The 25,923-nt window shown below is 68.7% G+C and carries 19 protein-coding genes; 6 read left to right on the top strand and 13 right to left on the bottom strand.

All coding sequences use genetic code 11. The features are described 5' to 3' along the window. Positions 1 to 29: 29 nt before the first annotated feature. Entirely contained in the window at positions 30 to 704 is a 675-nt protein-coding gene (locus GGQ80_RS09510; protein ID WP_183984158.1) for a phytanoyl-CoA dioxygenase family protein, read from the bottom strand. Beyond that, on the bottom strand, positions 701 to 1,957 hold the full coding sequence (locus GGQ80_RS09505; RefSeq protein WP_183984156.1) for a M24 family metallopeptidase: 1,257 nt from the start codon (positions 1,955 to 1,957) through the stop codon (positions 701 to 703). Before GGQ80_RS09505 ends, GGQ80_RS09510 begins: the two co-directional genes overlap by 4 nt. A gap of 74 nt (positions 1,958 to 2,031) precedes the next feature. Here GGQ80_RS09505 and GGQ80_RS09500 point away from each other — a divergent pair, with 74 nt between their 5' ends. Continuing rightward, positions 2,032 to 3,369 (top strand): cation:dicarboxylate symporter family transporter, encoded by a 1,338-nt coding sequence (locus GGQ80_RS09500; RefSeq protein ID WP_183984154.1) that lies wholly within the window; start codon positions 2,032 to 2,034, stop codon positions 3,367 to 3,369. Here GGQ80_RS09500 and GGQ80_RS09495 read toward each other — a convergent pair. From GGQ80_RS09495 to GGQ80_RS09475, 5 genes are all read right to left on the bottom strand, one after another. Continuing rightward, a complete protein-coding gene (locus GGQ80_RS09495; RefSeq protein ID WP_183984152.1) occupies positions 3,360 to 3,992 on the bottom strand; it encodes a glutathione S-transferase family protein in 633 nt (210 codons plus the stop codon). The two genes, GGQ80_RS09500 and GGQ80_RS09495, sit on opposite strands and share 10 nt — an antisense overlap. A gap of 15 nt (positions 3,993 to 4,007) precedes the next feature. Beyond that, positions 4,008 to 4,829: a class I SAM-dependent methyltransferase gene (locus tag GGQ80_RS09490; RefSeq protein WP_183984150.1), complete on the bottom strand. Its 822-nt coding sequence runs from the start codon at positions 4,827 to 4,829 to the stop codon at positions 4,008 to 4,010. A gap of 283 nt (positions 4,830 to 5,112) precedes the next feature. Next, positions 5,113 to 6,186, bottom strand: a complete 1,074-nt coding sequence (gene recA, locus GGQ80_RS09485) for a recombinase RecA (RefSeq protein WP_183984148.1) — start codon at positions 6,184 to 6,186, stop codon at positions 5,113 to 5,115. 122 nt (positions 6,187 to 6,308) lie between these two features. After that, on the bottom strand, positions 6,309 to 7,583 hold the full coding sequence (locus tag GGQ80_RS09480) for a metal-dependent hydrolase family protein (protein ID WP_183984146.1): 1,275 nt from the start codon (positions 7,581 to 7,583) through the stop codon (positions 6,309 to 6,311). Continuing rightward, complete coding sequence (locus tag GGQ80_RS09475; RefSeq protein ID WP_183984662.1) at positions 7,580 to 7,864, bottom strand: hypothetical protein; 285 nt, start codon at positions 7,862 to 7,864, stop codon at positions 7,580 to 7,582. The genes GGQ80_RS09480 and GGQ80_RS09475 overlap by 4 nt, the downstream gene beginning before the upstream one ends. Before the next feature lie 129 nt (positions 7,865 to 7,993). Here GGQ80_RS09475 and GGQ80_RS09470 point away from each other — a divergent pair, with 129 nt between their 5' ends. The 3 genes from GGQ80_RS09470 (at position 7,994) to GGQ80_RS09460 (ending at position 14,391) form a co-directional block, all read left to right on the top strand. Then, entirely contained in the window at positions 7,994 to 10,099 is a 2,106-nt protein-coding gene (locus GGQ80_RS09470) for a S9 family peptidase (protein WP_183984144.1), read from the top strand. 23 nt (positions 10,100 to 10,122) lie between these two features. Next, on the top strand, positions 10,123 to 12,177 hold the full coding sequence (locus GGQ80_RS09465) for an alpha/beta hydrolase family protein (RefSeq protein ID WP_183984142.1): 2,055 nt from the start codon (positions 10,123 to 10,125) through the stop codon (positions 12,175 to 12,177). A gap of 129 nt (positions 12,178 to 12,306) precedes the next feature. After that, positions 12,307 to 14,391: an amidohydrolase family protein gene (locus GGQ80_RS09460; protein ID WP_183984140.1), complete on the top strand. Its 2,085-nt coding sequence runs from the start codon at positions 12,307 to 12,309 to the stop codon at positions 14,389 to 14,391. Here GGQ80_RS09460 and GGQ80_RS09455 read toward each other — a convergent pair. The 5 genes from GGQ80_RS09455 to GGQ80_RS09435 all read right to left on the bottom strand — a co-directional run bounded on the left by GGQ80_RS09455 (position 14,372) and on the right by GGQ80_RS09435 (position 19,051). Further along, positions 14,372 to 14,956: a fasciclin domain-containing protein gene (locus tag GGQ80_RS09455; protein ID WP_183984138.1), complete on the bottom strand. Its 585-nt coding sequence runs from the start codon at positions 14,954 to 14,956 to the stop codon at positions 14,372 to 14,374. The two genes, GGQ80_RS09460 and GGQ80_RS09455, sit on opposite strands and share 20 nt — an antisense overlap. Continuing rightward, positions 14,953 to 16,185, bottom strand: a complete 1,233-nt coding sequence (locus GGQ80_RS09450) for a hypothetical protein (protein ID WP_183984136.1) — start codon at positions 16,183 to 16,185, stop codon at positions 14,953 to 14,955. Before GGQ80_RS09450 ends, GGQ80_RS09455 begins: the two co-directional genes overlap by 4 nt. Before the next feature lie 63 nt (positions 16,186 to 16,248). Then, positions 16,249 to 16,986 carry a 3-keto-disaccharide hydrolase gene (locus GGQ80_RS09445; protein ID WP_183984134.1) on the bottom strand — a complete coding sequence of 246 codons (738 nt, stop codon included), beginning with the start codon at positions 16,984 to 16,986 and terminating at the stop codon, positions 16,249 to 16,251. Next, on the bottom strand, positions 16,983 to 18,218 hold the full coding sequence (locus GGQ80_RS09440; protein ID WP_183984132.1) for an NAD(P)/FAD-dependent oxidoreductase: 1,236 nt from the start codon (positions 18,216 to 18,218) through the stop codon (positions 16,983 to 16,985). The genes GGQ80_RS09445 and GGQ80_RS09440 overlap by 4 nt, the downstream gene beginning before the upstream one ends. Beyond that, positions 18,218 to 19,051 (bottom strand): HpcH/HpaI aldolase/citrate lyase family protein, encoded by an 834-nt coding sequence (locus tag GGQ80_RS09435; protein WP_183984130.1) that lies wholly within the window; start codon positions 19,049 to 19,051, stop codon positions 18,218 to 18,220. The genes GGQ80_RS09440 and GGQ80_RS09435 overlap by 1 nt, the downstream gene beginning before the upstream one ends. A gap of 871 nt (positions 19,052 to 19,922) precedes the next feature. On the opposite strand from GGQ80_RS09435, the gene GGQ80_RS09430 reads away from it, so the two are divergent. Next, the gene (locus tag GGQ80_RS09430; protein ID WP_183984128.1) at positions 19,923 to 22,220 is read left to right on the top strand and encodes a putative bifunctional diguanylate cyclase/phosphodiesterase; all 2,298 of its coding nucleotides are present in this window, start codon (positions 19,923 to 19,925) and stop codon (positions 22,218 to 22,220) included. Positions 22,221 to 22,238: 18 nt separating this feature from the next. On the opposite strand, the gene GGQ80_RS09425 is transcribed toward GGQ80_RS09430, so the two are convergent. Next, positions 22,239 to 23,906 (bottom strand): ShlB/FhaC/HecB family hemolysin secretion/activation protein, encoded by a 1,668-nt coding sequence (locus tag GGQ80_RS09425; protein ID WP_246346987.1) that lies wholly within the window; start codon positions 23,904 to 23,906, stop codon positions 22,239 to 22,241. Positions 23,907 to 24,075: 169 nt separating this feature from the next. Here GGQ80_RS09425 and GGQ80_RS09420 point away from each other — a divergent pair, with 169 nt between their 5' ends. After that, entirely contained in the window at positions 24,076 to 25,749 is a 1,674-nt protein-coding gene (locus GGQ80_RS09420) for a FecR domain-containing protein (protein WP_183984126.1), read from the top strand. The last annotated feature ends 174 nt before the right edge of the window (positions 25,750 to 25,923 follow it).

The raw sequence follows: 25,923 nt of genomic DNA, 5'->3' as shown, positions 1-25,923 counted from the left end.
GCCCCGCTTAGTAGAGCAGGCCCCGCCCCTCAAGCGGTCGTGACGTCCAGCGCCCAGACGAGACCGCCCGGCAGGTCGCCCACGGCGAAATCGAGCTGCAGCACCCGGCGGTGTCGGTCGCCGGTCGACCGCGCCGAGCAATGGAGAATTGGCGTGGCGTAGAACCACATCGTGCCCGCATCCGCCAGGCAGATCGCCTCGCCACAACGCGTGACGACGGCATCGATCTCGCGCTCGGCTACGAAACCAAGTCGGTGGGATCCGGGCGCGACGACGAGCGGACCATTGTCGGAATCGACCGGGTCGAGATGAATGCGAACGGTGAGCAAGCGCTCGACCCACTCGATCGGCGGCGCAACGTGAAGACGCCCCTGCTTGACTGTGTACGGACCGAAGCCCGGCACGTCGACCTTGGCTGCCACTTCGATCACGCGGTCCTGATGCCAGCCTAGTGACCAGTTGGCGCCGACGCTCTTGTCTAACAGCAGCGCACGAACCGGTCTTGCGCCATCTCCCAACAGCGCGCTCGCATATCGCGTCGCCATCGCGATGGCTTGGGTCCGCTCTTCCATGACCGGGTCGATCCGCGACCCGGGTCGGTCGGCGCGCAAGTCGCCGAACAGCGCGGCCAGCTCAGCCAATGCCGGCCGTCCCAGCGTTTCCGGGCAGCGCGCGAAGCCGGCGCGCGCAATCTCGGCTTTCATCCCAGCGGCGCGTCGATCGACGTGGGGGGCTGGCTGAACCAGCGCGGGCCGGCGGCGGTGACGTGGAAGCAATCCTCCAGCCGCACGCCGAACTTGCCCGGCAGATACAGCCCCGGCTCGTCCGAGAAGCACATGCCGGGTGCGAGCCGCGTCGTCTCGCCGCGGACGAGGTTGACCGGCTCGTGCCCGTCCATGCCGATGCCGTGCCCGGTGCGATGCGACAGCCCCGGCAGCCTGTAATCGCGCCCATAGCCAAGCGTCGCGTAATAGCGCCTCACCGCATCGTCGACCGCGCCCGCCGGCGTGCCGGGCTGGGCGGCGGCGAAGGCGATCTGCTGACCCTTCGCCACCTGGTCCCACACGCGGCGCTGCTCGATCGATGCGGTGCCCTTCACGAAGGTGCGGCTGACGTCGGACTGATAGCCCTGGACGGTACAGCCGCAGTCCATCAGCAGGATCTGGCCGTCGGCGATGCGATGCACCTCGCGGCTGCCATGCGGTAGCGCGGCGGCGGGGCCGATCAGGGCCAGCGCGAATTCGGGACTGCCGCCCAGCTTGCGAGTCGCCGCCGTCATCAGCGCGCCGATCTCCGGCCCGGTCATGCCGATCTCCACCCGCGGCCATGTCCACCGATAGGCGGCGATGGTCACGTCCGTCGCCAGCTGCATCAGCGCGATCTCGGCCGGCGTCTTGATCATCCGGCAGCCGCGCACGACCGGATCGGCCGACACCAGCCGGGCGCGGGGCATGGCGGTCATCAGCGCCTCGACCGCGAAATAGCGTACCGTCTCCTCGACGCCGACCGGCTTGCCCGCCAGTCCGCGGTCCTTGAGGAAGCCCGCCACGACCCTGAGCGGATCCTGATCCTCCTGCCACACCCGCACCTCGGCCGGCACCGCCAGCGATTCGCGGACCGACGGTTCCTCGAAGAACGGCGTGACGATGCACGGTTCGCCCTCGACCGGGATGATCGCGGCGGTCAGCCGCTCGCTGCGGCCCCAGCGCACGCCGGTGAAGTAGATCAGCGACGATCCCGGCTCGATCAGGATCGCACCGATGCCGTTGGCGCGCATCAGCGCCTGGGCACGCGCCAGCCGACCGGCGCGCTCGGTGCGATCGATCGGCTTGGCGCCGGCGGTCATGTCGGACAGGGCCGCAAGGTCGGGCTCGACCGCACGCAGCACCGCGCTGGCGGACAGGAACGGCACCGCGGCGGCGGCGGCGAGGATCGAGCGGCGGGTGGTCGTCAGCATGCGGCTAGCGATACGGCGCTTGACCGCGGCCTCGCAATCCCGTTCGGTCGCCACCGAGATTGAGGGAGCATCGAGTGGCCAAGCGCCTAACCTATTGGATCATGGCCGCGCTGGTTGCGGGACTCGTCGTCGGCTGGGTCGTCAACGGCGCGATCGACGACGGCACGCCGGCCGCGACCGCGAAGCTTCAGGCGATCGCCGGCTATCTGTCGATCGTCACGACGCTGTTCCTTCGCCTCATCAAGATGATCATCGCGCCGCTCGTCTTTTCGACGCTGGTCGTCGGCATCGCGCACATGGGAGACACCGCCGCACTGGGCCGCGTCGGGCTGAAGAGCCTCGGCTGGTTCATCTGCGCGAGCCTGTTGTCGCTGACGCTGGGCCTGGTGCTGGTCAACCTGCTCCAACCGGGGGTAGGCCTCGCCCTCCCCGTCCCGCCCGCCAGCGCGGGTAGCGGCGTCGAGCGGGCGGCGTTCAACCTGAAGGACTTCGTCAGCCACATCGTCCCCGCCTCGATGGTCGAGGCGATGGCGGACAACGAGATCCTCCAGATCGTCGTGTTCTCGATCTTCGTCGGCGTCGCGATCACCGCCGTCGGCGAGAAGGCGCAGCCGCTGGTGCGCGCGGTCGAGGCGCTGGTCGCGGTGATGCTTCAGATCACCAACTACGTGATGCGCTTCGCCCCCTTCGCGGTGTTCGCCGCGGTCGCCTCGACGCTGGCGGAGCGGGGGCCGAGCGTGCTTGGCGACCTCGCCTATTTCATGGGCTCCTTCTACCTCGGGCTTGTCCTGTTGTGGCTGATCCTGATCGGCATCGCCTTCGCGCTGCTCGGCAGGCGGACGCGATACCTGGTCCGATATATCCGCGATCCGCTGATCCTTGCCTTCTCGACCGCCTCGTCGGAGGCCGCCTATCCGCGCACGCTGGAGGCGCTCGACCGGTTCGGCGTGCCGCCGCGCATCGCCAGCTTCGTGCTGCCGCTGGGCTATTCGTTCAACCTCGACGGATCGATGATGTACATGACGTTCGCGTCGCTGTTCATCGCCCAGGCCTATGGCATCCACCTGTCGCTCGGCGAGCAGATCACGATGCTGCTGGTGCTGATGGTGACGTCGAAGGGTATCGCCGGGGTGCCGCGCGCCAGCCTGGTGGTCATCGCGGCGACGCTGTCGCTGTTCAAGATTCCCGAGGCGGGGCTGCTGCTGATCCTGGCGGTCGACCACTTCCTCGACATGGGCCGCTCCGCGACCAACGTCATCGGCAACGCGGTCGCGGCATCGGTGGTCGCGAAGTGGGAGGGCGGGCTCGACATCCGCGAGCCTGCCGATCGCGACCCGCCGCCGGCGCCGAGCGGCCATGGCCCGGCGGTGGCGGTCGACAGTTTCCGCGACGTCGGCCCCAGTCAGGCGTAGGCGTAGGGGCCGCCCTTCGCCAGCGCGGCCTGATAGGCCGGCCGGGCATGGACCTTGTCGAGCCACGCGATCGTCGCCGGTCGTGACGTATCGAGCCCCGCGCGGCTGCGCGCCGCCTCGAGCGGAAAGCTCATCATGATGTCGGCGGCGGTCATCGCATCGCCGGCGAACCACGGCCGCTGCGACAGCTCGCGCTCGACATAGCCGAGATGGACGTCGATCATCGGCTGGATCTTCGCCTGCGCCCGCTTGCCGAGGAGCGGGATGCGGCCGAGCACCAGCTTCAGCAACAGCGGCGGCATCATCGAGCCTTCGGCATAATGCAGCCAGAAGCGATAGCGCAGCGCATCGTCGCGCGTCGCCGGCGCACCCAGCCGGCCGTCGGCCTTGTCGACCAGATATTCGACGATCGCGCCGGTTTCGGCGACGACGCGATGATCGTCGTCGGTGTCGACGATCACCGGCGACTTGCCGAGCGGATGGACGCGGCGCAGTTCGGGCGGCGCGAGCATCGTCTTCCGGTCGCGCTCGTAGCGCTTGATTTCATACGGTAGCCCCAACTCCTCCAGCATCCAGAGCACGCGCTGCGAGCGGCTGTTTTCGAGATGATGGACGATGATCATGACTAATCCCCCTTGTCAGGCGCGGGCGCGCCAGATCCATGCCAACGCGGGAAGTACGACGCGGTTGCCGCTGACGTGGTCGCCGAGCACCGCCGTCAGCCGCTCGCGCGCCGCGCCATGGTCGGGCAGGTCGCGCAGCGCGCGTGCGATCGGGCCGATGCGGGTGAAGAACGCCGCCGCGTCGGCGACCGCGTCGTCGCCCTCGCCCGCCACATAGCCAAAGGCGACCTGCTCCGCCCCGGCATCGCGCCAGCCCGCGGCGGCGAGCATGGCCGCGGTCGCGTCGCGATCGGCGAAGCCGAAGGGACCAGGCTGATAGCCGGGCGGCCGCGCCGGTGTCGGGGTGCCGATCACGGCCTCGACCAGCGGATCGGCGAAGCCATTGGCGGCGGGATCGGCAAAGCAGCTGAAGACCAGCGGCGCCCCCGGCGTCATGACGTCGCGCAGCCGGGCGAGGGCGGCGACCGGGTCGGCGAAGAACATCACGCCATGGCGCGATACGGCAAGGTTCATTGGCCGCGGCAGGGGATCGACCGCGATATCCCCGACGCGCCAGTCGACCTGCGGATGGTCGATCGATCGCGACCGCGCGACCGCGATCAGTGCCGGGGAAACATCGACCCCGGTGATCGCCAGCAAGGGATGCGCCCGGGCGAGCGACAGGCTGGTCGAACCGGCGCCGCAGCCGATATCGAGTGCCCGCCCCTCCTCCGGCGCGACGTCGGCGATCGCGGCGTCGAGCCGCTGCGCGAGGTCGGCGAAGCAACGGTCGGTACGGCGCCATTCCTTCGCCCAGACATCGCCGACGATGCCGGTCCATTCGTCGGTGACGGTCATGATGCGACATCGGGGCGGAGCTGGATCATGCGCCTTCGCTACCTCGCCACCGACACCACGGGAAGGCGCCACCGTGCCCGACCGCACCGACATCGATCAAACGCCCGCACGGATCGCTGAAAGCTCAGCGAATGTTGAGACTCTTCACACTCGACAGCGTCGCGAGGGCGCGAACGTTGAGACTCTTCACACTCAACAGCGTCGCGTGGGCGCGAACGTTGAGACTCTTCACACATCGGACACCGAACGGGCGGAGGGATCGCTCCCCCCGCCCGCTGCGGTATCAGATGTCGTCGTCCGCCTCGGGACCGGTCATCATCTCTTCGGCGACCTTTTCGGTCCGCTGGCGGATCGCCTTTTCCAGGCGGTCGGCCATCTCGGGATTTTCGCGAAGATAGTTCTTCGCATTCTCGCGTCCCTGACCGATCCGAACCGAATCATAGCTGAACCAGGCGCCCGATTTCTCGACGAGCCCGGCCTTGACGCCGAGGTCGAGGATCTCGCCGATCTTCGAGATGCCCTCGCCGTACATGATGTCGAACTCGACCTGCTTGAACGGCGGCGCGACCTTGTTCTTCACCACCTTCACGCGAGTCGCGTTGCCGGTCACTTCCTCGCGGTCCTTGATCGCGCCGGTGCGACGGATGTCGAGGCGGACCGAGGCGTAGAACTTCAGGGCGTTGCCGCCCGTCGTCGTCTCCGGGTTGCCGTACATCACGCCGATCTTCATGCGCAGCTGGTTGATGAAGATCACCATGCAGCGCGATCGGCTGATCGACCCGGTCAGCTTGCGCAGCGACTGCGACATGAGGCGCGCCTGAAGGCCGACGTGGCTGTCGCCCATCTCGCCCTCGATCTCGGCCCGCGGCACCAGCGCCGCGACCGAATCGACGACCAGCACGTCGATCGCGTTCGAACGGACCAGCGTATCGACGATTTCCAGCGCCTGCTCGCCGGTATCGGGCTGCGACACGATCAGTTCGTCGATGTTGACGCCCAGCTTCTTGGCATAGACCGGGTCGAGCGCATGCTCCGCGTCGACGAAGGCCGCGGTGCCGCCGTTCTTCTGCGCCTCGGCGATCACATGCAGCGCCAGCGTCGTCTTGCCCGACGATTCAGGGCCATAGACCTCGATCACACGGCCGCGCGGCAAGCCGCCGACGCCCAGCGCGATGTCGAGCCCGAGCGAGCCCGTCGAGATCGCCTCGACCTGCATCGCCTCTTTCTGGCCAAGCTTCATCGCCGAGCCCTTGCCGAACGCGCGGTCGATCTGCGCGAGGGCGGCGTCGAGCGCCTTTTGACGGTCTGCGTTCGCGGTAGCCATGCCGTTGTCGATCACTTTCAGATTGGCGGCCAAAGGAGCCTCCCTCGCTAGAGCAGGCGCGCCTCGGGGGCAACGCTCCCAAGCGTCGTATCGTATTTGTTCACGGAGAACAAGAAGGGAACTAGACGATCTTTCTCGCCAACGAGGGACAGGACTCAGGACGAGATGATCCTGCCACCCTTCATCACCAACTTCACGTCGCGGACGGCGTCGATCCGTCGCGTCGGATCGCCCGCGACCGCGACCAGATCGGCAAGCATGCCCGCCTTCACCGCGCCGAGCCGCTGCCCCTGCCCCATCCACCGGGCATTGCCCGAGGTCGAGGCGGCCAGCACCGCGGCCGGGGTCATCCCCGCCTGGACCATCAACACCATCTCGCGCGCATTGTCGCCGTGGCGATACACGCCGACGTCGCCGCCCATGCACATCGGCACGCCTGCCTTCAGCGCGATGCGGAAAGCGTCGCGGCTGACCGTCACCGCAGCCGGCGCAGGCTCCTGGCCGGACCAGCCGCGATAGCGCGCGCTCGCATCGGCGGCGGCGAGCGTCGGGCATAGCGCGATGCGTTTGGCCGCCATGGCGGCGGCGATGGCGGGCGTGATGCCATAGCCATGCTCGATCGTGTCGACGCCGGCCTCGATCGCGCGACGCATCCCCTCGGCGGTCGAGGCATGGACCGCCACCGGCCGCCCGGCGTCGTGCGCCGCCATGACGGCCGCCTTCATCTCGTCGAGGCTTAGCGTCGCGCGGCTCTCCTCGCCCGATCGCCAGCGATAATCGGCGTAGAGCTTGATCCAGTCCGCGCCGGCCGCGATCTGGCGGCGCACCGCGGCGACCATGGCGTCGGGACCCGACACTTCCTCGGCACCCTGCGGGATGGCGACCCCCGGTTCGAAACCCTTGGGGCCATAGGCGCCGAGCGCCACGATCGCCCGCGTCGCGACCGACAGGCGCGGTCCATCGACGATGCCCTGGTCGATCGCCTCGCGCAGCCCGACGTCGGCATAGCCGGCCCCCTCGGTGCCGAGGTCGCGCTCGCTGGTGAAGCCGGCGAGGAGCGTCGCCTTCGCCTGCGCCACCGCCCGCGCGGTGCGCAGCGCCAGCGGCTCGTGCAGCACCTGATCGTCCCAGCTCGCCTCGTCATAGGGGTGGAGAAACAGGTGGCCATGGCCCTCGATCATGCCGGGCATCAGCGTGTCGCCCGCCAGCTCGATCATCCGCGTCCCCGCAGGCGCACTCAGCGCCGGGCCGACCGCGGCAATCCGATCGCCTTCGACCAGCACCTGCCAGCCGCGATGCGGCGTCGGATCGATGCCGTCGAACACCGCGTCCGGCCGCAGCAGGATCGCGCCCGCTGTCGGTGCCTGCTGCGCGCCCGCCGATCCGCCAAGCAGCAGCGCCAGCGCCGCAGCCCATATCCTTGCCGTCATGATGCCCCTTCTCCTTCCTGCGAAGGCTGCTGCACTCGATCGCTCAAGTCCATGAAATTGCGCGCCGCTTCTCGATCGGCCGGATCGGGAAAGACCCGCTCCAGATCGGGCGCGCGGCCCAGCATGTACATCAGCGTCCACAGCGCGAACCGGCGGCTGCGATCCTTCTCGAGCCCGAGATCGACCTGCATCCGCTCGATCCCCGCCGTCATGGCGCCGGGCGTGATCGCGCCCGGATCGTCGGTGGCGAAATAGCGGCGGAGCAGGTCGTCGAATTGCATCGTCGATGGGTAGGCCGATCGTCCGCCCGGTTGAAGCGCGTAATCGTGCTTCGTGTGACGCACCGCCAACCCCTTGCGCCAAAGGCGGCACCCGGCCACGCTATCGCAAGCGACAGATGGGGGACGACGATGCGGTGGTGGATGTTGGCCGGTACGGCGCTGCTGGCAAGCCAGGTGGCAGCGCAAGAGGCGGCCCCGCCGCGGGCCGCCAAGAAGCCTTTCCAGGTGACTTCTCCCAACGGCGCGCGCGCGGACGATTATTACTGGCTGCGAGATGACACCCGCAAGAACCCGGAAATCCTGGCTTATTTGAAGGCCGAAAACGCTTATGCCGACGCGCGCCTCGCTGCGCTGAAGCCGTTGGAGGCAAAGCTCTATGCGGAAGCGGTCGGCCATATCAAACAGGACGACAGCAGCGTTCCCTATCCGAAGAAAGGCTGGTGGTATGGCCAGCGGTTCGCGACCGGCGCCGACTATCCGCTGATCGAGCGGCGTCGGGGCAGCGCCGATGCGCCCGCCGTCATCATGTTCGATCAGCCCGCGATGGCGAAGGGCAAGAGCTTCTTCGCGCTGTCCGACTGGTCGGTCAGCCCCGACAACAGGCTGGTCGCCTGGGCCGAGGACACGGTCGGACGGCGGCAATATGTGCTGCGCGCCAAGGACCTGGCCACCGGCCGCGTGTTCGACGACGTAGTCTCCAATGTCGAGCCCAATGTCGTGTGGGCGGACGACAACCGGACGCTGTTCTACGTCGCCAAGGACCCGGTGACGCTGCGCGGCTATCGCGTCATGGCGCACAGCCTCGGCACCCCCGTGAGTGCCGACCGGCTGGTCTATGAGGAGAAGGACGACACCTTCTCGATGAGCGTCGGACGGACGACCGACGATCGCTACGTCTGCATCACCGTATCGAGCACGGTCAGCGACGAACAGCGCTGCGCGCCGGCCGCCGCGCCGACGAGCTTCGCCGTGATCGCACCGCGGGCGCGCGAGTTTCGCTACGGCGCCGATCACCAGGGTGGCCGCTGGATCATCCGCACCAATCGTGGCGCCAGGAACTACAAGCTCGTCACGCTCGCCGATGCCGACGCGGCCAAGGGCGTCGCCGGATGGCGCGACCTGACACCGGCGAGCGAGACGGTGTTCATCGAGGGATTCAAGCCCTTCGCCGGCTTCGTCGCGATCGATCAGCGCGAAGGCGGCAATCGCATGATCCGCCTGCTGACCGGCGCCGGCCGCTCGATCCCGGTGAAGGCGGACGAACCCGCCTATCGCATGGCGCTGTCGGTCAACGAGGAGCCCGGGACGCCCTGGGTCCGCTACACCTATGGCTCGCTGGTCACACCTACGACGACGTATGAAGTCAATGCGACAACCGGCGAGCGGCGCACGCTGAAGGTGACGCCGGTGCCGGGCTATGACCCCGCCAGTTACGTGACCGAGCGCGTCTGGGCGACGGCGCGTGACGGGACGCGAGTGCCGGTCTCGCTGGTCTATCGCAAGGGCGTGGCGCGCGACGGCACCGCGCCGCTGTTCCAATATGCCTATGGCAGCTACGGCATCTCGTCCGATCCCAGCGTCGATCCCGGGCGGATCCCGATGCTCGACCGCGGCGTCGTCTATGCGATCGCGCACATCCGCGGTGGGCAGGAGATGGGCCGCGGCTGGTATGACGACGGGCATCTGCTCAACAAGAAGAACAGCTTCACCGACTTCATCGACGTCACCCGCTATCTCGTCGCACGGAAATATGCGGCAAAGGGCCGGGTCGCGGCGATGGGCGGCAGCGCCGGCGGGCTGCTGATGGGCGGCGTCGCGAACATGGCGCCGCAGGATTACAAGGTGATCGTCGCGCAGGTGCCGTTCGTCGACGTGGTCACGACGATGCTCGACGCGTCGATCCCGCTGACGACGTTCGAATATGACGAATGGGGCAATCCGGCTCAGAAACCCTATTACGACTACATGCTAAGCTATTCGCCTTACGACAATGTTTCAGCGAAGACCTATCCGGCGCTCTATGTCGGCACGGGCCTGTGGGACAGCCAGGTGCAATATTACGAGCCCGCCAAATGGGTCGCCAAGCTGCGCGAGCTGAAGACCGACACCAACCCCCTGCTGTTCCGCGTCAATATGGAGGCGGGGCATGGCGGCAAGTCGGGCCGGTTCGAGCGGATGAAGCAGAATGCCGAATGGCAGGCTTTCGTCCTGTCGCAGCTCGGCGTCGCCAACTGATCCGCTCTACCGAAAGACATCCCATGCGCCTCACCATCGCCCTTGCCCTGCTCGCCGCTGTTGCCCCGCTGGCGGCGCAGCAGACCCAGCCCAATGCCGCCCCCAGCGACGTGCCGACGCGAAGCTTCACCGGCGCCGACCTGTTCGGCCTGTCGATCGCCGCCGATCCGCAGATCAGCCCCGACGGCAAGACGATCGTCTACGTCCGCCGTAGCGGCGACGTGATGACCGACCGGATGCAATCGTCGCTGTGGCTGATCGATGTCGCCAGTGGCCGGCAAACCCCTTTCGCCGCGCAAGGGTCGAGCCCGCGCTGGTCGCCCGACGGCTCCCGCATCGCCTATGCCGCGCCCGATGGCGACGGCAGCCAGCTGTTCGTCCGCACCCCCGGCAGCGGCACCGCGGCACGGGTGACGAGCTTCCCCGGCGATCCGCAGGCGCTGGCCTGGTCGCCCGACGGCACCCGCCTGGCCTATATCGCGCGCGTCGCTGGCGAGCCAGCCAAGCTGGGCAAGGCACCCGCCAAGCCGGAAGGCGCGAAATGGGCCGAGCCGCTCCAGGTGATCGACCGCATCACCTATCGCGCCGATGGCCCCGGCTACATCAAGCCGGGCCGCGACCATCTGTTCGTCGTCGCGGCCGATGGCGGCGCCTCGCGCCAGCTGACCTATGGCGCGTTCGACGACGACGGCCCGCTGTCGTGGACTCCCGACAGCCGCCAGATCGTGTTCGCCGCGATCCGCGGGCCCGAGGCCGATCGCCAGGTGATGAACTCCGACGTCATCGCGGTCGACGTCGCCAGCGGCGCGCTGCGCCAGCTGACGACGCGCGACGGCCCCGACGGACGCCCGCAGGTGTCGCCCGACGGCAGCCGGATCGCCTGGCTCGGCTTCGACGACAAGCGTCGCAGCTATGAGAATACCCAGCTCAGCGTCGGCGACCGCGATGCCGCCAACCCGCGCTCGCTGACCGCCTCGCTCGATCGCGGGATCGAGGATGCGCGCTGGGCCGCGGACGGCCGCAGCCTCTACGCCAGCTACGACGACCACGCCGTCCGCCGCATCGCGCGGATCGGCCTCGACGGTCGGGTCACGCCGCTGGTCGACAACGTCCAGGGCGGCGGGATCGACCGGCCCTATACCGGCGGCGACTTCTCGGTCTCGCGTACCGGCACCATCGCCTATACCGGCGGCGACGCGAGCGCGCCCGCCGACGTGTGGGTGTGGAGCGGCGGCAAGGCGCGGCGGCTGACCCAGCTCAACGCCGTCAACCTGGGGGCGAAGGCGCTGGCGCCGGTGCGCAGGATCGCGGTGACGGCGCCCGACGGCCGGCCGATCGACGCCTGGCTCGCGACGCCGGCGGGGCGCCAGCCCGGCCAGCGCGTGCCGCTGATCCTGGAGATCCACGGCGGCCCCAACACCGCCTATGGCCCGAGCTTCGCGAGCGACGCCCAGCTCTACGCCGCCGCCGGCTATGCGGTGCTGTGGACCAACCCGCGCGGCTCGACCTCCTATGGCGCCGAGTTCGCCAACCTGATCGACAAGAACTACCCTTCCGCCGATTACGACGACCTGATCGCGGCGGTCGATGCCGCGATCGCCGACGGGACGGCGGATCCGAACAACCTGTTCGTCACCGGCGGCTCGGGCGGCGGGGTCCTGACCGCCTGGATCGTCGGCAAGACCGACCGATTCAAGGCGGCGGCGACGCAGAAGCCGGTCATCAACTGGGTCAGCGAGGCGCTGACGATGGACAACACCCTGTTCACCTCGCGCTACTGGTTCACCAAGCTGCCGTGGGAAGACCCCATGAGCTATTGGAACCGGTCGCCGCTCAGCCTGGTAGGCAACGTTAAGACGCCGACGCTCGTCGTGGTCGGCGCCGACGATTACCGCACGCCGGTGTCGGAATCGGAGCAATATTACGCTGCGCTCCAGATCCGCGGCGTGCCGACCGCGCTGGTCAAGGTGCCGGGCGCGAGCCACGGCGGCTTTACCGCCCGCCCCTCGCAGTCCGCCGCCAAGGCGTCGGCGATCACGGCGTGGTTCGATCGCTATCGCGTACCGGCGGGGCAATAGTCACTGGTGTAGCCCGGCGGCCAGTTGCCTCGACTTTGGAAACAGAGCGGTGCGCGCCGCCACGATCGTCTCGCAACTGGGCCCCGTCCTTCGCCGGGGTGGGTAATGTCGGAAAATTAGGGGGATAAGATGAAGCATCGCCGGATCACCGCAGCCCTGCTTGCCGCAGCCGCGCTCACCCTGCCCGCGCTCGCCGGCGCGCATGACGAGGGCCCCCGGCCTGCCCCTGGCCCCGCCACCAAGGAGCAGCTGATGGTGCCGCCCGTCGGCGCGCGCCATTACACCATTACGTCGGCGGCGGGAAAACATGGCGACGTCTGGTCGTGGCAGCGCCCCGACGGCAGCACCGCCTATCGCATGTCGATGTCGCTGCGCGGCTGGGTGACCGAAACCGACGAGGTCATGACGCTGGGTCGCGACAAGCGCCCGACGACGATCGCGATCCGCGGCTTCACCGATTCCGGCGATGCGACCGAAGACTTCACCGTCGGCGGCGATGGCACCGCCCGGTGGAAGACCGCGGTCGATGCGGGCAGCGCGCCGTTCGCGGGCAAGCGCTACTGGACCTATGGTGGCCCGTGGCTGGCGGGGGAGAACGACATCGATGCGCTCGTCGCCGCCGGGCCCAAGGGTATCGACCTGCTGCCAAGCGGGCATGCCACGCTGACGATCGGCCAGCCGACCACGATCGAGGGGCCGAAGGGGCCGACGACGGTCAAGCTCGCCTTCATTCAGGGAACCGGCTTCTCGCCGTCGCCGGTATGGCTCGATGCGCAGAACCGCTATTTCGGCAATGCCGGCACGCTGGCGCTGCTGCCCGAAGGCTATGAAAAGAACGGCGCCAGGCTGAAGCAGATCCAGGAAGACGCGACCGCGCAGATGGTGCGCGACGCCGCCAAGCACTTCCTTCAGCCCGCCAACCGCACGCCCACGCTGGTCGATCACGTCCTGATGTTTGATTCGGTCGCGGGCCGGTACGTGCCCGATCGCGCAGTGCTGATCGCCGACGGCAAGGTCGCAGGTGTCGGCGCCGGCGGCTCGATCAAGGCGCCGGCAGGCGCGGTCGTGCTCGACGGGCGCGGCAAGACGCTGACGCCCGGGCTGTGGGACGCGCACCGCCACGTCGGCGGCGACGACTGGAACCTGCTCCAGAATGTCGCGACCGGCATCACCAACTATCGCAGCCCCGGCTCGATGATCGACGAGGCCGAGAGCATCACCCGCCGCCGCGCAGCCGGCGAGCTGCTGGCGCCTGACGGCAAGGTGTCGGTGATCATCGATCGCAAGGATCCGCTCGCGGCGCAGGGCGCGCTCACCGTCTCGTCGGCGGACGAGGCGATCGCGGCGGTGCGCAAGATCAAGGCCGCCGGGCTGTGGGGCGTCAAATTCTACACCTCGATGAACCCGGCGTGGATCGCGCCGGCGGCGGCGGAGGCGCATCGGCTCGGCCTCCACGTCCACGGCCATGTCCCCGCCGGCATGCGGCCGCTGGACGCGGTGCGGGCGGGTTATGACGAGGTCACGCACATCAACTTCATCATGATGCAAGCGATGCCGCAGGAAGTCGTCGACAAGGCGAACACCGCGGCGCGGCTGGAAGGGCCGGCGAAGTACGGCAAGGACGTCGATCTCGACGCGCCCGCGATGAAGGCCTTCTATGCCGAACTGGCCAAGCGCAAGACGATCATCGATCCGACACTGACGGTGTGGGAGCCGCTCATGACGTCGGACGGCAGCGCGGTATCGCCCGAATATGCGCCCTTCATGGACATCGCGCCGCCGTCGGTCGCGCGGGGGTGGAAGATCGCCGGCTATCCGCTGTTCGGCGGGCTGACCCGCGCCGACTTCCGCAAGAGCTTCGACAAGATGGTCGGCGTCGTCGGCCGGCTGCACCAAGCGGGCGTGCCGATCGTCGCCGGGACCGACGGCTATGGCCTGGAACTCGTCCGCGAGCTGGAACTGTATCAGGACGCGGGGCTGAGCAATGCCGAGGCGCTGCAGACGGCGACGATCGTGCCCGCGCGGATGGTCGGCATGGCCGATCGCACCGGCTCGATCGCACCCGGCAAGACTGCCGACCTGATCCTGGTCGACGGCGACGTCTCGGCGACGCTCGGCGCGCTTCGCCACGTCTATACGGTGTTCCTCGACGGATACCGGCTCGACGGCGCCGCCTTGCGCGCGGCGAGTGGGCTCAGCGGGATGCCGAAGTAACGCGCGGCGGAGGCAGGACGCCGTCGATCGCGTAGACGACGCCGTTGCGCGCCGCCACCGGCCGCCCGATCAGCCGCGGGCCGCTGGTGGCGTCGCCCAGCCGCACGACGTCGCCGGTGCGGTGCAGCGTGATTGGCGCCGCGCCAACCGTCGCCAGCGTGACCGTGCCGTCCGCGGCCTTGATCCCGCCGGCGATGTCGCCGACCTCGATATAGCCGGGCACGACATGCTGGCGGATGAGCGCTACGAGCTGGGGCCGTCCCGCCTTGCTCTCGAGCTGGCGGCGCTGATCCTCGGGCAGCGCCGCGATCGCGGCGTCGGTGGGCGCGAAGATCGTGTAGACGCCCTTGCCCTCGAACGTGCGGTCGAGCCCCGCGGCGGTCACCAGCTTCGCGGTTGCGCGGAAGCGACTGTCCTCGCCCAGCGCGCGCGTCAGGCTCTCGCCCGAGGAGGCCATGTCCGCGGCGGTGTTGCCGGGCGCGGGCTCCTGCCGATTGCAGCCGGCCAGTGCCAGCGCGGCGCCCGCGACGATCAGCCAGCGCTGGCGCATAGGCCGCGCGCTCAACCCAGCAACTCCGACACGCTGCGCACGATCCGCGTTCGCGGGTCCATACGATAGACGTAGCCGTCGCTGTACCGGTACATCGCCTCGCTGCTGTCGGCGTAGCGCGACCGATATTGCGGCGGGATGTTGTAGAGGTCGTAGCCGGCCGGCATGCGCTGGCCGATCGACCAGTCGTCGCCGGTCAGCAGCCCGGCGATCGAATCGATCCGCTGCGATTGTGGATCGACCGCGAAGACGGCGTCGTCGGCATAGCGATAATCGTAGCGGGTGCCGCCGCCGTTATCGCCGTAGAAGCGATCGTAATAGTCGGGCACCTGATGGTCGGTCGCCTGCTGCGGCCAAAGATTGCCGCCCGCCAGCGCACCGCCGAGGAGCGGGATGATCGCGGCAAGCAGCCCGCCGCCACCGCCACCGAACAGCCCGTCCCCGCCGCGATCGACGCCGTAGAGATAGCCGTCGTCGTATCGCCAGTCGTAGCGATCGTCCTGATAGCGCGCGGGATACCAGTCCGCCCAGCCGCGTGCGGGGTCGAGGCGTCGTGCCTGGCCCGGCGGCAGGCACCCGTTGCCGCGGCGGGCGAGCCCCGGCGGACAGGCATCGGCGGCGATGAAGCCATAGCTGCGATCGGCCCAGCGATAGCCGTCACCATCCCAGCGGCGCGACGCGAAACGGCTGGCGGGAACGCGCTCGTCATAGCCGCGCCAACCGAGATCGCGGCCACCGCGCGGCCCCCTCCCGCGATCGTCGCGTGCGCGATCGGGGCCATCGGGACCACGCACCTCGCGCCACTCGCGCTGGCGATCGCCGCGCGGGCCGGGGCCTGGCTGCGCACGCGCCACCTCCCAGTCGCGCGGACGGTCGCCGCGCGGGCCGGGGCCTTGCCGATCGGCACGATCGGGGCCGCGATCCCCCTTGGGTCCACGCCCCTTGCCACGGCCGGGTCCCTCGTCGCGAGGGCCGCGATCCGGGCCACCGGCGAAGCGTTCCCCGGGTCCGCGATCGGGTCCGCGTTCCGCGCCGGGTCCGCCACGGTCACCGGGGCCGCGGTCGCGCTGGCCGGGCGGGCCACCGGGGCCGGGACCACGATCGCCGCCCTTGCCAGGACCACCGCCGCCGCGCCCGTGACCACCGCCACCGCCCGGGCCATCACCCTTGCCCTTGCCCTGCGACAGGGCTGGACCGGTCAATGCCAGTGCGGCCACGCCCGCGAGCATCAACAGTCGGCGCATGAAGGCTCTCCCGGAAGTCTTTGTCCCAGAACGCCCTTCGTTACGCTGCTGTTCCCACTTCGATCAGTCGGGGATCGCGCGCACCCAGATGTTGCGGAAGCTGACCGGCGCGCCGTGCGCCTGCAGCTTGATCGGCGACGGGCCGTGCGGGCGATAGCCGGGCGTGCCGACATAGAGCGTCGGCCCCTTCAGCACCGCGCGATCCTGCACCAGCACGCCGTTCATCAGCGCAGTGACGAAGGCCGGGCGGATCACCGTGCCGCCAGGCGCGAAGACCGGAGGATGCCAGACGACATCAAGGCTTTGCCAGGCACCCGGCGGCCGTGCCGGATTCGCGAGCGGCGCATGTTGTTTGTAGAGCGCCCCGGCCTGGCCGTTGACGTAGGTGTCGTTGCGATAGCTGTCGAGGATCTGCAGCTCGTAGCCCTCGTCGCCCGGCCCGGTCGACGCCAGGAACAGGCCGCTGTTCCCCCTCCCCTGCCCTTCGCCAGTGACGTCGGCGGGAATGCGGAATTCGAGGTGGAGTTGATAGCTGCCGAACCGGCGACGCGTCTCGATATTCCCGGCGCCCTGAGCCACCGTCATCGCGCCGCCCGCCACGGTCCAGCCGGCGGGCTTGCCATCGGCGACCGAGACCCATTGCGACAGGTCGCGGCCGTCGAACAGGCGGATGGCGTCGGACGGAGGCATCGCGTCGACGCCGGCGCCGGGGGTTACGACGGGGGGCTTGGGCTGCCACTGCTCGGTGGCTTGCGGCGTCGCCGTCGCCTGCACCGCAGCGAGCATGAGGGCGAGCGTCATGCCGCCACCGCCAGTTCCTTGAGCGGCACCGCCGGATCGGCGAGCCGCGCCGGATCGATCGCGGCGCGCGCCACCACCAGCGCGCGACCCTGGACATAGTCCTTGACCGCATTGACGCAGTCGAGCGCGACGACCCGCCCGGCGCGCAGATACACCAGCGAAAAACTGCGATCGGCAGGATCGCCGCGGACCACGATTCGGTCATGTCCCATCGACAGTCCGACGGTCTGCAGCTTCAGGTCGTACTGGTTCGACCAGAACCAGGGTACGGCGGCATAATCCTCCGCGAGCCCCGTCAGCGCCTTGGCGACGACCATCGCCTGGTCGTTGGCGTTCTGCACCGATTCCAGGCGAATGACCACATCGTCGGCAAAGGCGTTGGCATGGGCCGCGCAGTCGCCGATCGCGAAGGTATCGGGCAGCGTCGTGCGACATTGCGCATCGACGAGCACGCCGTTTCCACCCGCCGCGCCCGCCTGGAGCAACGGCTCGACCGCGGGGACGATGCCGATGCCAACGATCACCATCTCGCACGCCAGCGTCTCGCCATCGCCCAGGCGGACCCCGGCCACGGCACTGTTGCTCGCCTCAATCCGGTCGACGGCGACGCCAAGCCGGACGGTGACGCCATGACGTCGGTGCTCGTCCTCGAAGAAGCGCGACAGCGGCTCGCCGGCGACGCGGGACAGGACCCGGTCCTGTGCCTCGAGCACCGTCACCCGCTTGCCGAGCTTGGTCAGGACCGCGGCAGCCTCCAGCCCGATATAGCCGCCGCCGATCACCACGACGGAGGCGACGCCGTCCAGCTCCGCGATCATCCGATCGACATCGTCGCGATGGCGAACGCTATGGACACCGCGAACATCGTGCCCATCGCACGCCAGCCGCCGTGGGCTGCCCCCCGTCGCCCAGATCAGCGTCCCATAGCTGATCACCTCTCCATCACCGGCCATCACGCGATGCGCGATGGGGTCGACCGAGACGATGTGGCGCCCGGGCAGCAGCGCGATGTCACGCTCCGCCCAGAAGGCCTCAGGGCGGATCAGGATCCGCTCGAATTTCTTGTCGCGCGCAAGATAGTCCTTGCTGAGCGGCGGGCGTTCATAGGGGGGATAGGGTTCGTCGCCGAGCAGCGCGATGCTGCCGTCGAACATGCGCTGGCGCAGCGCGATCGCCGCCTGCGCGCCGGCGTGGCCCGCGCCCACGATCAGCACGTCGTATCGATCCGTCATCAGCCGGCGTCACCGGCTCGCGCGAGCAGGCGCTGCGCTTGCTTCAGGTGGGGCGCATCGATCATCGCGCCGTCGAGCTGAATTGCGCCGGCGTCGGGCTGCGCCGCAAAGGCATCGACGATTCGCTGCGCCTTTCCGATCGCCGCGGCGCTCGGCGTGAAGGCGTCGTTGATCGGCGCGACCTGGGTCGGATGGATCGCCATCATTCCGGTGAAGCCGTCGCGCGCGCCACGCTCGGCATAGCGCGCCAGCCCGTCGAGATCGGTGATCGCCGGATAGACCGTCTCGATCGCCGCGACGCCAGCGGCATGGGCGGCGAAGAGGGTGAGCGAGCGGGTCAGCCGATAGGGATCGGTGTAGCGCCCGTCCGGCTCGCGCGCCGTCTCCGCGCCGATCGCCGCCGGCAGATCCTCCGCGCCCCAGGTCAGCCCCAACAGGCCCGGCGCATCGGCGTAGCTGCCGAACGCGAAGACCCCGCGCGGCGTCTCCGCGGCGATCGGCAGGATCGGCGGACAATCCGGCCCCCATGCCGCGCGCAACGCCGCGACGCTCGCTGCGCCCTCGGCCTTGGGCAGCATCAGGGCATCAGCGCCCCGCGCCGCCGCCAGGTCGTCGTTGAGCATGCCAGTCGTCAATGGATTGATCCGCACCAGCCGCATGACGTCCGCCGTGCCCGTCAGATGATCGGCCACCGCCTCGCGCCCACGCGCCTTGTTGGCCAGCGCCACCGAATCCTCGAGGTCGAGGATCACCGCATCGGCGCCACTCGCCGCGGCCTTGGCAAAGCGTTCGGGCCGATCGGCGGGAACGAACAGCAACGACCTCAACCGCATCCGCCTCTCCTATGGCTTAGACGAGACGGCTCTGACCCGCCGCGGCCCGGCGATCAAGCGTGATGCTGCGGGAGCGGGTGTGCCCGACCGCGTCGAGCGCGATGCCGTCCGCCGGGCCGCTCGCGACACGCGGGCGTGCCGAAAGGCGTCGCCTGTCGGCGCTGTCCGAACCGCATAACATGTACGATTTTCGACGCGCTGCAGGGGTCCATTTTTTCAGGCCCAACGACGTCTATCGGCGACGATTGCGCGCCGTCATGATCAAGACGAACCCGGTTAAGATTGCGTCGTCGAAGGGCTGTGTCTGATCACAGTAGGTACTGCGCTGCTGCAGGCTTAATTCACCTTTCGAGCTACTTCTAGTGCGCGGCGGCGACATCGTGGATGGCAACATCGGACAATCGGTCATGGGATCAGGCAGTATCAAACTTGCTCGCGGTCAGGCACCGAATGCGATCAGATTTTGAGCGGATGACGCAGGCTGATTCGACCGATAAGCGGTCATCCTGGGTCCTCCGCCCGCCTCCGACATCAGACCGTCGGTAATGTTCGAGGCAGCCACCGCAGCCGTTAATACCTCTCTCATTCCAATAGCCAAAGGTCTGTTGCGATAAGGACGATGCTTTCGGACGACCGTAAAATCGGACAACCCCGCCCTGAAACGGTGAATCGAACGTAAGCCCGATGCGCGCCAACCTGCCGGCGCCGTAGGCGAGCGTGGCATTGTGCGTGAATGTTGCCGCGTCACTTCGCGCTCGCAGCGGCATCTCGCCCCATCGCTGGCGTCCTATCCGCAACGGACGTGACTCTAGCACATCATTACCTGGCGTTAGGACCGACGGACGTAAGGCTGGATCAGCTAGGAGCCTGAATGTCCTCTCTTTCTGCCGCGATCGCTCGTTTCCCTCGGTCGGTAGTCCTGCTCGCCGGGCTGGCGGTCGGTTTGCTGATGGTCGTCGGCGGGCTGGACGTTCGGGTAGACCGGTTGTTCGACCCCCTGCGCGCCGTCTTGGCCGGTCGCGTGCCGAGTGGGCGGGTCGTCGTCGTCGAGATGGATGCCGCCAGTGTCGGCGCGATCCGGCGCTGGCCGTGGCCTCGGGAGCATTACGCTGCGGTGGTAGATCGTCTCCGTGCGGCAGGTGCGGGGTCGATCACCTTCGACGTCGATCTTTCCTCGGCCAACACGCCGGCAGGCGACCGACGCCTGGCAGCGGCGCTGGCGCGCGCGGATGGGTTGATTGCGCTGCCGACCTTCGCGCAGCAGGCCCGGTCGGGCGACACCCGCTCTATCGACTCGCTTCCCTTGCCGATGTTTCGGCCGCATGTCGCCCTGGCCTCGGTGAGCATGCAGCCCGACCCGGATGGTGTCGTTCGTCGAGCACCCTTCGCCACGATCACCGCCGGCGTGCCTCGTCCATCGCTGTCGGCCTATATCGCTCGGCGATCGGGCACGGCGGACACCTTCTTCCCCATCGATTTCGGCATCGACCCGGCGGCGCTGCCGCGCATCAGCTTCATCGATGTTCGCGACGGCCGCTTTCCACCTGCGCTGGTGCGTGGCCGCGACGTGCTGATCGGCGCGACGGCGATCGAAATGGGCGATCGATACGCGACGCCGCACTGGGGCGTCATCCCGGGCGTGATCGTCCAGGCGCTGGCTGCCGAGACACTGATCCACGGGGTTCCGACCGCCGGCAGCACGGCCACGATGATGCTGGCCGCGCTGATCCTGGCCATGGCCATTCTCATTCCCCGATCATCGCGCTGGGCTTACGCCGGCGGCGTCCTGGCGATGGCCGCGGTCATCGCTGGCGTGATCGCGGCGCAGGCGGTCTTCAACATCATCTATCCGCTTGCGACGCCGCTCGCGATGCTAGGTGCGATCGGCATCGGACGTCTTCTGATCGACATCGGTCACCGGCTGGAGATCGAGCGGTGCGTCGATCAGCCGACGGGCCTCGGCAATCGATCTGCGATGGTGCGCGATGTTGCGGCGGAGTCCGGCGGGCTGACGGTCGTCGTCACGATCGGCAATTTTGACGCGGTCGCCACGCTGTTGGGCGAACAGGCGGGGCATGACCTGATCCTGCGGCTTGCCGATCGCATCACGATCGCCTCCGACGCACCCGTTTATCGCATCGGCGACCGACTGCTCGCCGTCAAACCAGGCGTATCGGCCGACGACCTGGCGGATTACTTCGACGCACTTCGCGCGTTGTTGATCCAACCCGTCGAGATCGCCGGACGTCGGATCGATGCCGCCGTCCACCTCGGCACAGCGGATGGCGGTGCGTCGCTTCAGGATCGGCTCCTGAATGCGACACGTGCCGCCGCCGAAGCTGCAGCGACCAGCGTCTTCCGCCGCGACAGTGCGATCGACGTCGACGCAATGGAACGTCGGATCGTGCTGATGGGCGAATTGGACCAGGCGATCGAGTGCGGTCAGATCGAGGTTCACTACCAGCCCAAGCTGTCGATCGCCGAGGATCGCATCTCCAGCGTCGAGGCGCTCGTGCGGTGGCGGCATCCCACGCGCGGGATGATCCGGCCGGATATCTTCATCCCCCTCGCTGAACAGGCCGACCGGATCAGCGCCCTTACCTGCTTCGTGATCGACCGGACGATGCGAGACCTTGCGCGCTGGCAGCTGGAAGGATTCGATTTGACCGCCGCGATCAATATTTCGGCAACGCTGGTTGCCGAGCCGTCCTTCGTCGAAGCGGTCGATGCCCTGCTCGGCCGACAGCTGGTGCCGCCCGAAAGTCTGACATTCGAGGTGACCGAGTCGGCCACGCTGGCCGAGCCCGAGCGCGCAGCGACCATCCTGCGCGGTTATCGCGATCGCGGTATCGGCGTGTCGATGGACGATTACGGCACCGGCCAGTCATCACTGAGCTATCTGCGCCAATTGCCGCTGACCGAGCTCAAGATCGATCGCAGCTTCGTCCAGCACGCCCATCTCAATCGGCCTGACGAACTGATGGTGCAATCGACGATTGCGCTGGCGCATGACCTGGGCCTCAAGGTCGTGGCCGAGGGGGTCGAGGACGAGGGCTGCCTTGCGTTCCTGCGATCTGCGGGCTGCGACATGGCGCAGGGCTATCTGGTCAGCCGCCCCGTCCCGGCCTTGGTCATCAGCGAGCTGCTCGGCCAGCGCGAGGTGGCCTGAGCTGCCCGGCGCCACCGACTAGAAGGCGCGCGACAAGCGGAACGAGATGCGCGGGCGCTTGTCGCGGGTGTCGAAGCGGTCGGCGTTGATCGGCAGCGCCGCTTCGACCATCGCATCGAGCCCGACCAACCCGAAGCGCACGCCGCCCCCACTCGAGAACAGCGAGCCGCCGCCGGTGCCGCCGCGCAGGTTGGTGACCATGCCGCCATCGACGAAGCCGTACAGCTGCACGCGCTCAATCAGATGGGGGATGAACGGGCCGAGATCGCCGCGCAATTCGACCGAGGCGAGGATGCCCTGGTCGCCGGTTCGTTCGGCATAGTCGTAGCCACGCCCGAAGACGGGACCGCCCAGGCCAAGCTCCGCAGTGGCGAGCAGCGGCCGCGACGCGAGCTGGCCGCTCGACGCCACCACGACGCTGACCGGCGGCGCGAGACGCCACGCCCAGTCGACGGTGTAGCCGGCGCTGACGAAGCGCGCGTCGCCATCGGGCCGCGAGGTGCGCAGGTCGCCCTGGTGCGTGACACCATCGAGCGGCAGGCCAGTGGTCACGCCGACCTCGCCCCGCATCACGCCGCCGGCAAGGCGGCTGACGCCGTTGACCGAGCCGGTGAGCGTCGCGAGCCGGTCATCGCGCAGCAACCGTCCGAGCAGCGTCTGGCGGATCGTTACCGCACGCAGCTCGACGCTGGTCCACAGGCTGCGATCGCGGCTGCGCAGCAGCGGCCGGGCATAGGTGACGCCGAGGTCGACGCTGCGGCCGATCACGTCGAGGGGACGAAGGAAGCCGCCCGGGTGCGAGCGTCCATAGGAGCCCGACACCGACAGGAGCGAGCCGTCGCGATCGACGGGAGCGGCATAGCGTGCCCGAACGAAAGCGAATTCGCTCGGCTCGGTCGGGGTCTGCGACGCCAGCAGTGCCAGCTCGTCGCCCGATGAGGCGACGCCGCGCAGGCTGCCCAGCAGCGTCGAGCGCAATGGCCCGACTTCCTGGCTGCCGCGATTGTCGACCTGCGCATAGGCGCTCGCGCGATCAAATTCGATCGTAACCAGCAGGATTCCAAAGCCGTCCTGTCGGACGAAGCGCGTCGAGGCGACGCGCACGCCGGGAATGTCGCCGACGAGCAGAAGGGCGCGCTCCAACTGGCGACGGCGGACGGCATGGCCGGTGGCCAGCGCCTTGCCAAGCAGTGCGTCGGCGGCAGTGCTGCGCGCACCGATCACGCGGACCGCATCGATCTTGCCCGGATCGACACGCACGCGCAGCACGCCGTCGCGCATCGTCTGGGCGTCGATCGCGGCACTGGCGAACGGATATCCCGCCTTGCGGGCGGCATCCGCGATCCGCTCGACCAACGCGGCCAGCGCCGCGCCGTCGAGGTCGCGACCGATCGCATCGGCATAGGCGGGCGCCAACACCGCGGGCGGTATCTCGCCGCCGCTGTCGACAATGACCGCTGCGATCGTCCCCGTGCGGATCGGCGTGACGGCGGGATTAATCGTGGGCGGCTGGATCAGCGGCGCTTGGGGATCGGCAGGCACCGCCGACGGCTTGGGCAGCGTCTGTTCGACGATGGTCGGATCGGCGCGATCCAGCCGCGTCTGCGCCGCTGCCGGCACGCACACCATCAGAGGCGACGCGGTCGCGAGAAGTGCGACGTGGAAAGGAAATTGGCGATCCGACATGCAAGCCCCTTAGTTGAGACCGGGAGCTAGCCGCGAAGGCGTTGTTAAAGCGTTATTCCTCGGGATGCCAAACGCGCTGTTTACCCTTCACCGATACTCGACCGAAATGGACCCGGCCCAAAAAAGCCTGGGAATTTCGGGCGTGGCCGCTCGATTCGGAGAGACGTGAATGCGCAAAACCCTGGCAGCTCTGCTCGCCGCATCCTGTTCGACGACGGCGGTGGCCGCGCCGGCGAGCTGGACGATCAGCGAGGCATCGGGGCAGGTGCAGGTGTCACGCGGCGGCATCGCCAAGGTGGCGACGCGCGGGCTGACCGTCGAGGCGGGCGACACGGTGACGACTGCGCGTGGCGCGCGGGCGGTGCTGGTTCGCGGATCGGAATTCATGATGATAGCGCCGGCATCGCAGCTGCGCCTGCCCGCCGCCGAGGAGCAGAGCAGCGGGATCACCCGGGTGTTCGAGGATTTCGGCAACATCGTCTTCATGATCAAGAAGAAGATGACGCCGCATTTCGAGGTGAAGACGCCGTACCTCGCCGCAGTGGTGAAGGGGACGACCTTCTCGGTCGGGGTGAGCGATCGCGGCACCTCGCTTCAAGTGCTCGAGGGCGCGGTCGACGTCGCGACGATCGACGGCGGCGCGCACGACCTGGTGCTGCCAGGTGCGGTGGCGCTGATTTCTGCGGACAATCGCTATCGCATGCAAATCGAAAGCGGCGGCACGACCAAGGTAATCGAATCGCCCGCCGCCGCGGCCGAACCCGCTCCGGCTCCCGTCGCGACGGCGGCATCGCCGGCGCCTGCTCCGGCACCTGTGACGGCAAGCGAGCCGGCAGTGGTGCAGGTGGCGAGCGAGCCGGTGGCGATCGCGGCGGTCTACGGCCGGCCGGTGTCGCTTGCCGACACGACCGGCGGCCTCGTCAGCGGCAGCGTCGGCGGCAGTGCGGACATCGCCGATGCCGCCGCGGCGACGCGGATCGCGACCGAGGCCTCGACGGCCGCGGTCAAGACCGTCGAGGTCGCGGTCGCGATCAACGCCGCGCGCGCCGACGAGGTCGCGGCCGCGTCGGCGGCGCAGAAGGTCGCGGCCGAGGCGGATGCCGCCGCCGCAGCCAAGGCGGAGACGGAGCGGGCGGCCGCTGCTGCCGCTGCCGCCGCCGAAAAGATCGCCGTCGAAGCTACCCAGGCGAAGGCCGAACAGGACCGCAGCGATGCGGCCAAGGCGGCGGCGATGCTGGCGGCGCAGCAGGCGGCGTCCTCGGCGCAGCAGGCAGCCGATCAGGCGGCGCGTGCCGAAGCCGATCGTGCGGCCAAGGAAGCGGCACAGATCAAGGCAGCGGCGGACTCCGCCGCTGCGATGCAAATGGCCGAGGCAGCGGCAAAGGCCGCCGCCGACAAGGCGGGCGACGACGCGGCCAAGTCGGCGGCGGATGCTGCCGCCAAGGTCGCCGACAAGGCTGCCAAGGACGCGGCGAAGGCCGCCGAGGATGCGGGCAAGGCGGCCGATGACAAGGCCGCTAAGGATGCGGCGAAGCTGGCGTCGGACCAGGCCGCCGACAAGGCGGCGCGCGACGCCGCGAAGGCGGCCGACGATGCCGCGAAGGCAGCCAATGACAAGGCCGCCAAGGAAGCCGAGAAGACGGCCAAGGATGCCGAGAAGGATGCCGCCAAGGTGGCCGCCGACGCGGCGAAGGCGGCGGACAAGGTCGCGAAGGACGCCCAGAAGGCGGCCGACGACGCGGCGCGTGCCGCTCAAAAGGCCGCTGAGGACGCCGCCAAGAACGCCGCGAAGCAGGCCGAGGATGCCGCGAAGGCGTTGCTGGGCGCGTTGAAGGGCAAGTGAGCGGGGAGGCTGCGAGGATATTTGGCGATGGCATCGGCCAACAGGGCGCCCCGACTCAAGACGTTTCAGCCCGGTCCGTTGACCTGCTCCCCGTTTTCAGGCCGCTGATAAGTTAGCTTCGGTGTCCTTATGCCCTTGTCGGGGGCGGTTGGTGAACTCGGCGGGCGCCATGCC

The organism is Sphingomonas jinjuensis, from assembly GCF_014197105.1.
GTDB lineage: Bacteria > Pseudomonadota > Alphaproteobacteria > Sphingomonadales > Sphingomonadaceae > Sphingomonas > Sphingomonas jinjuensis.
The sequence above is the reverse complement of the archived record's forward strand: the minus strand, read 5'-3'. Positions and strand labels throughout refer to the sequence as shown.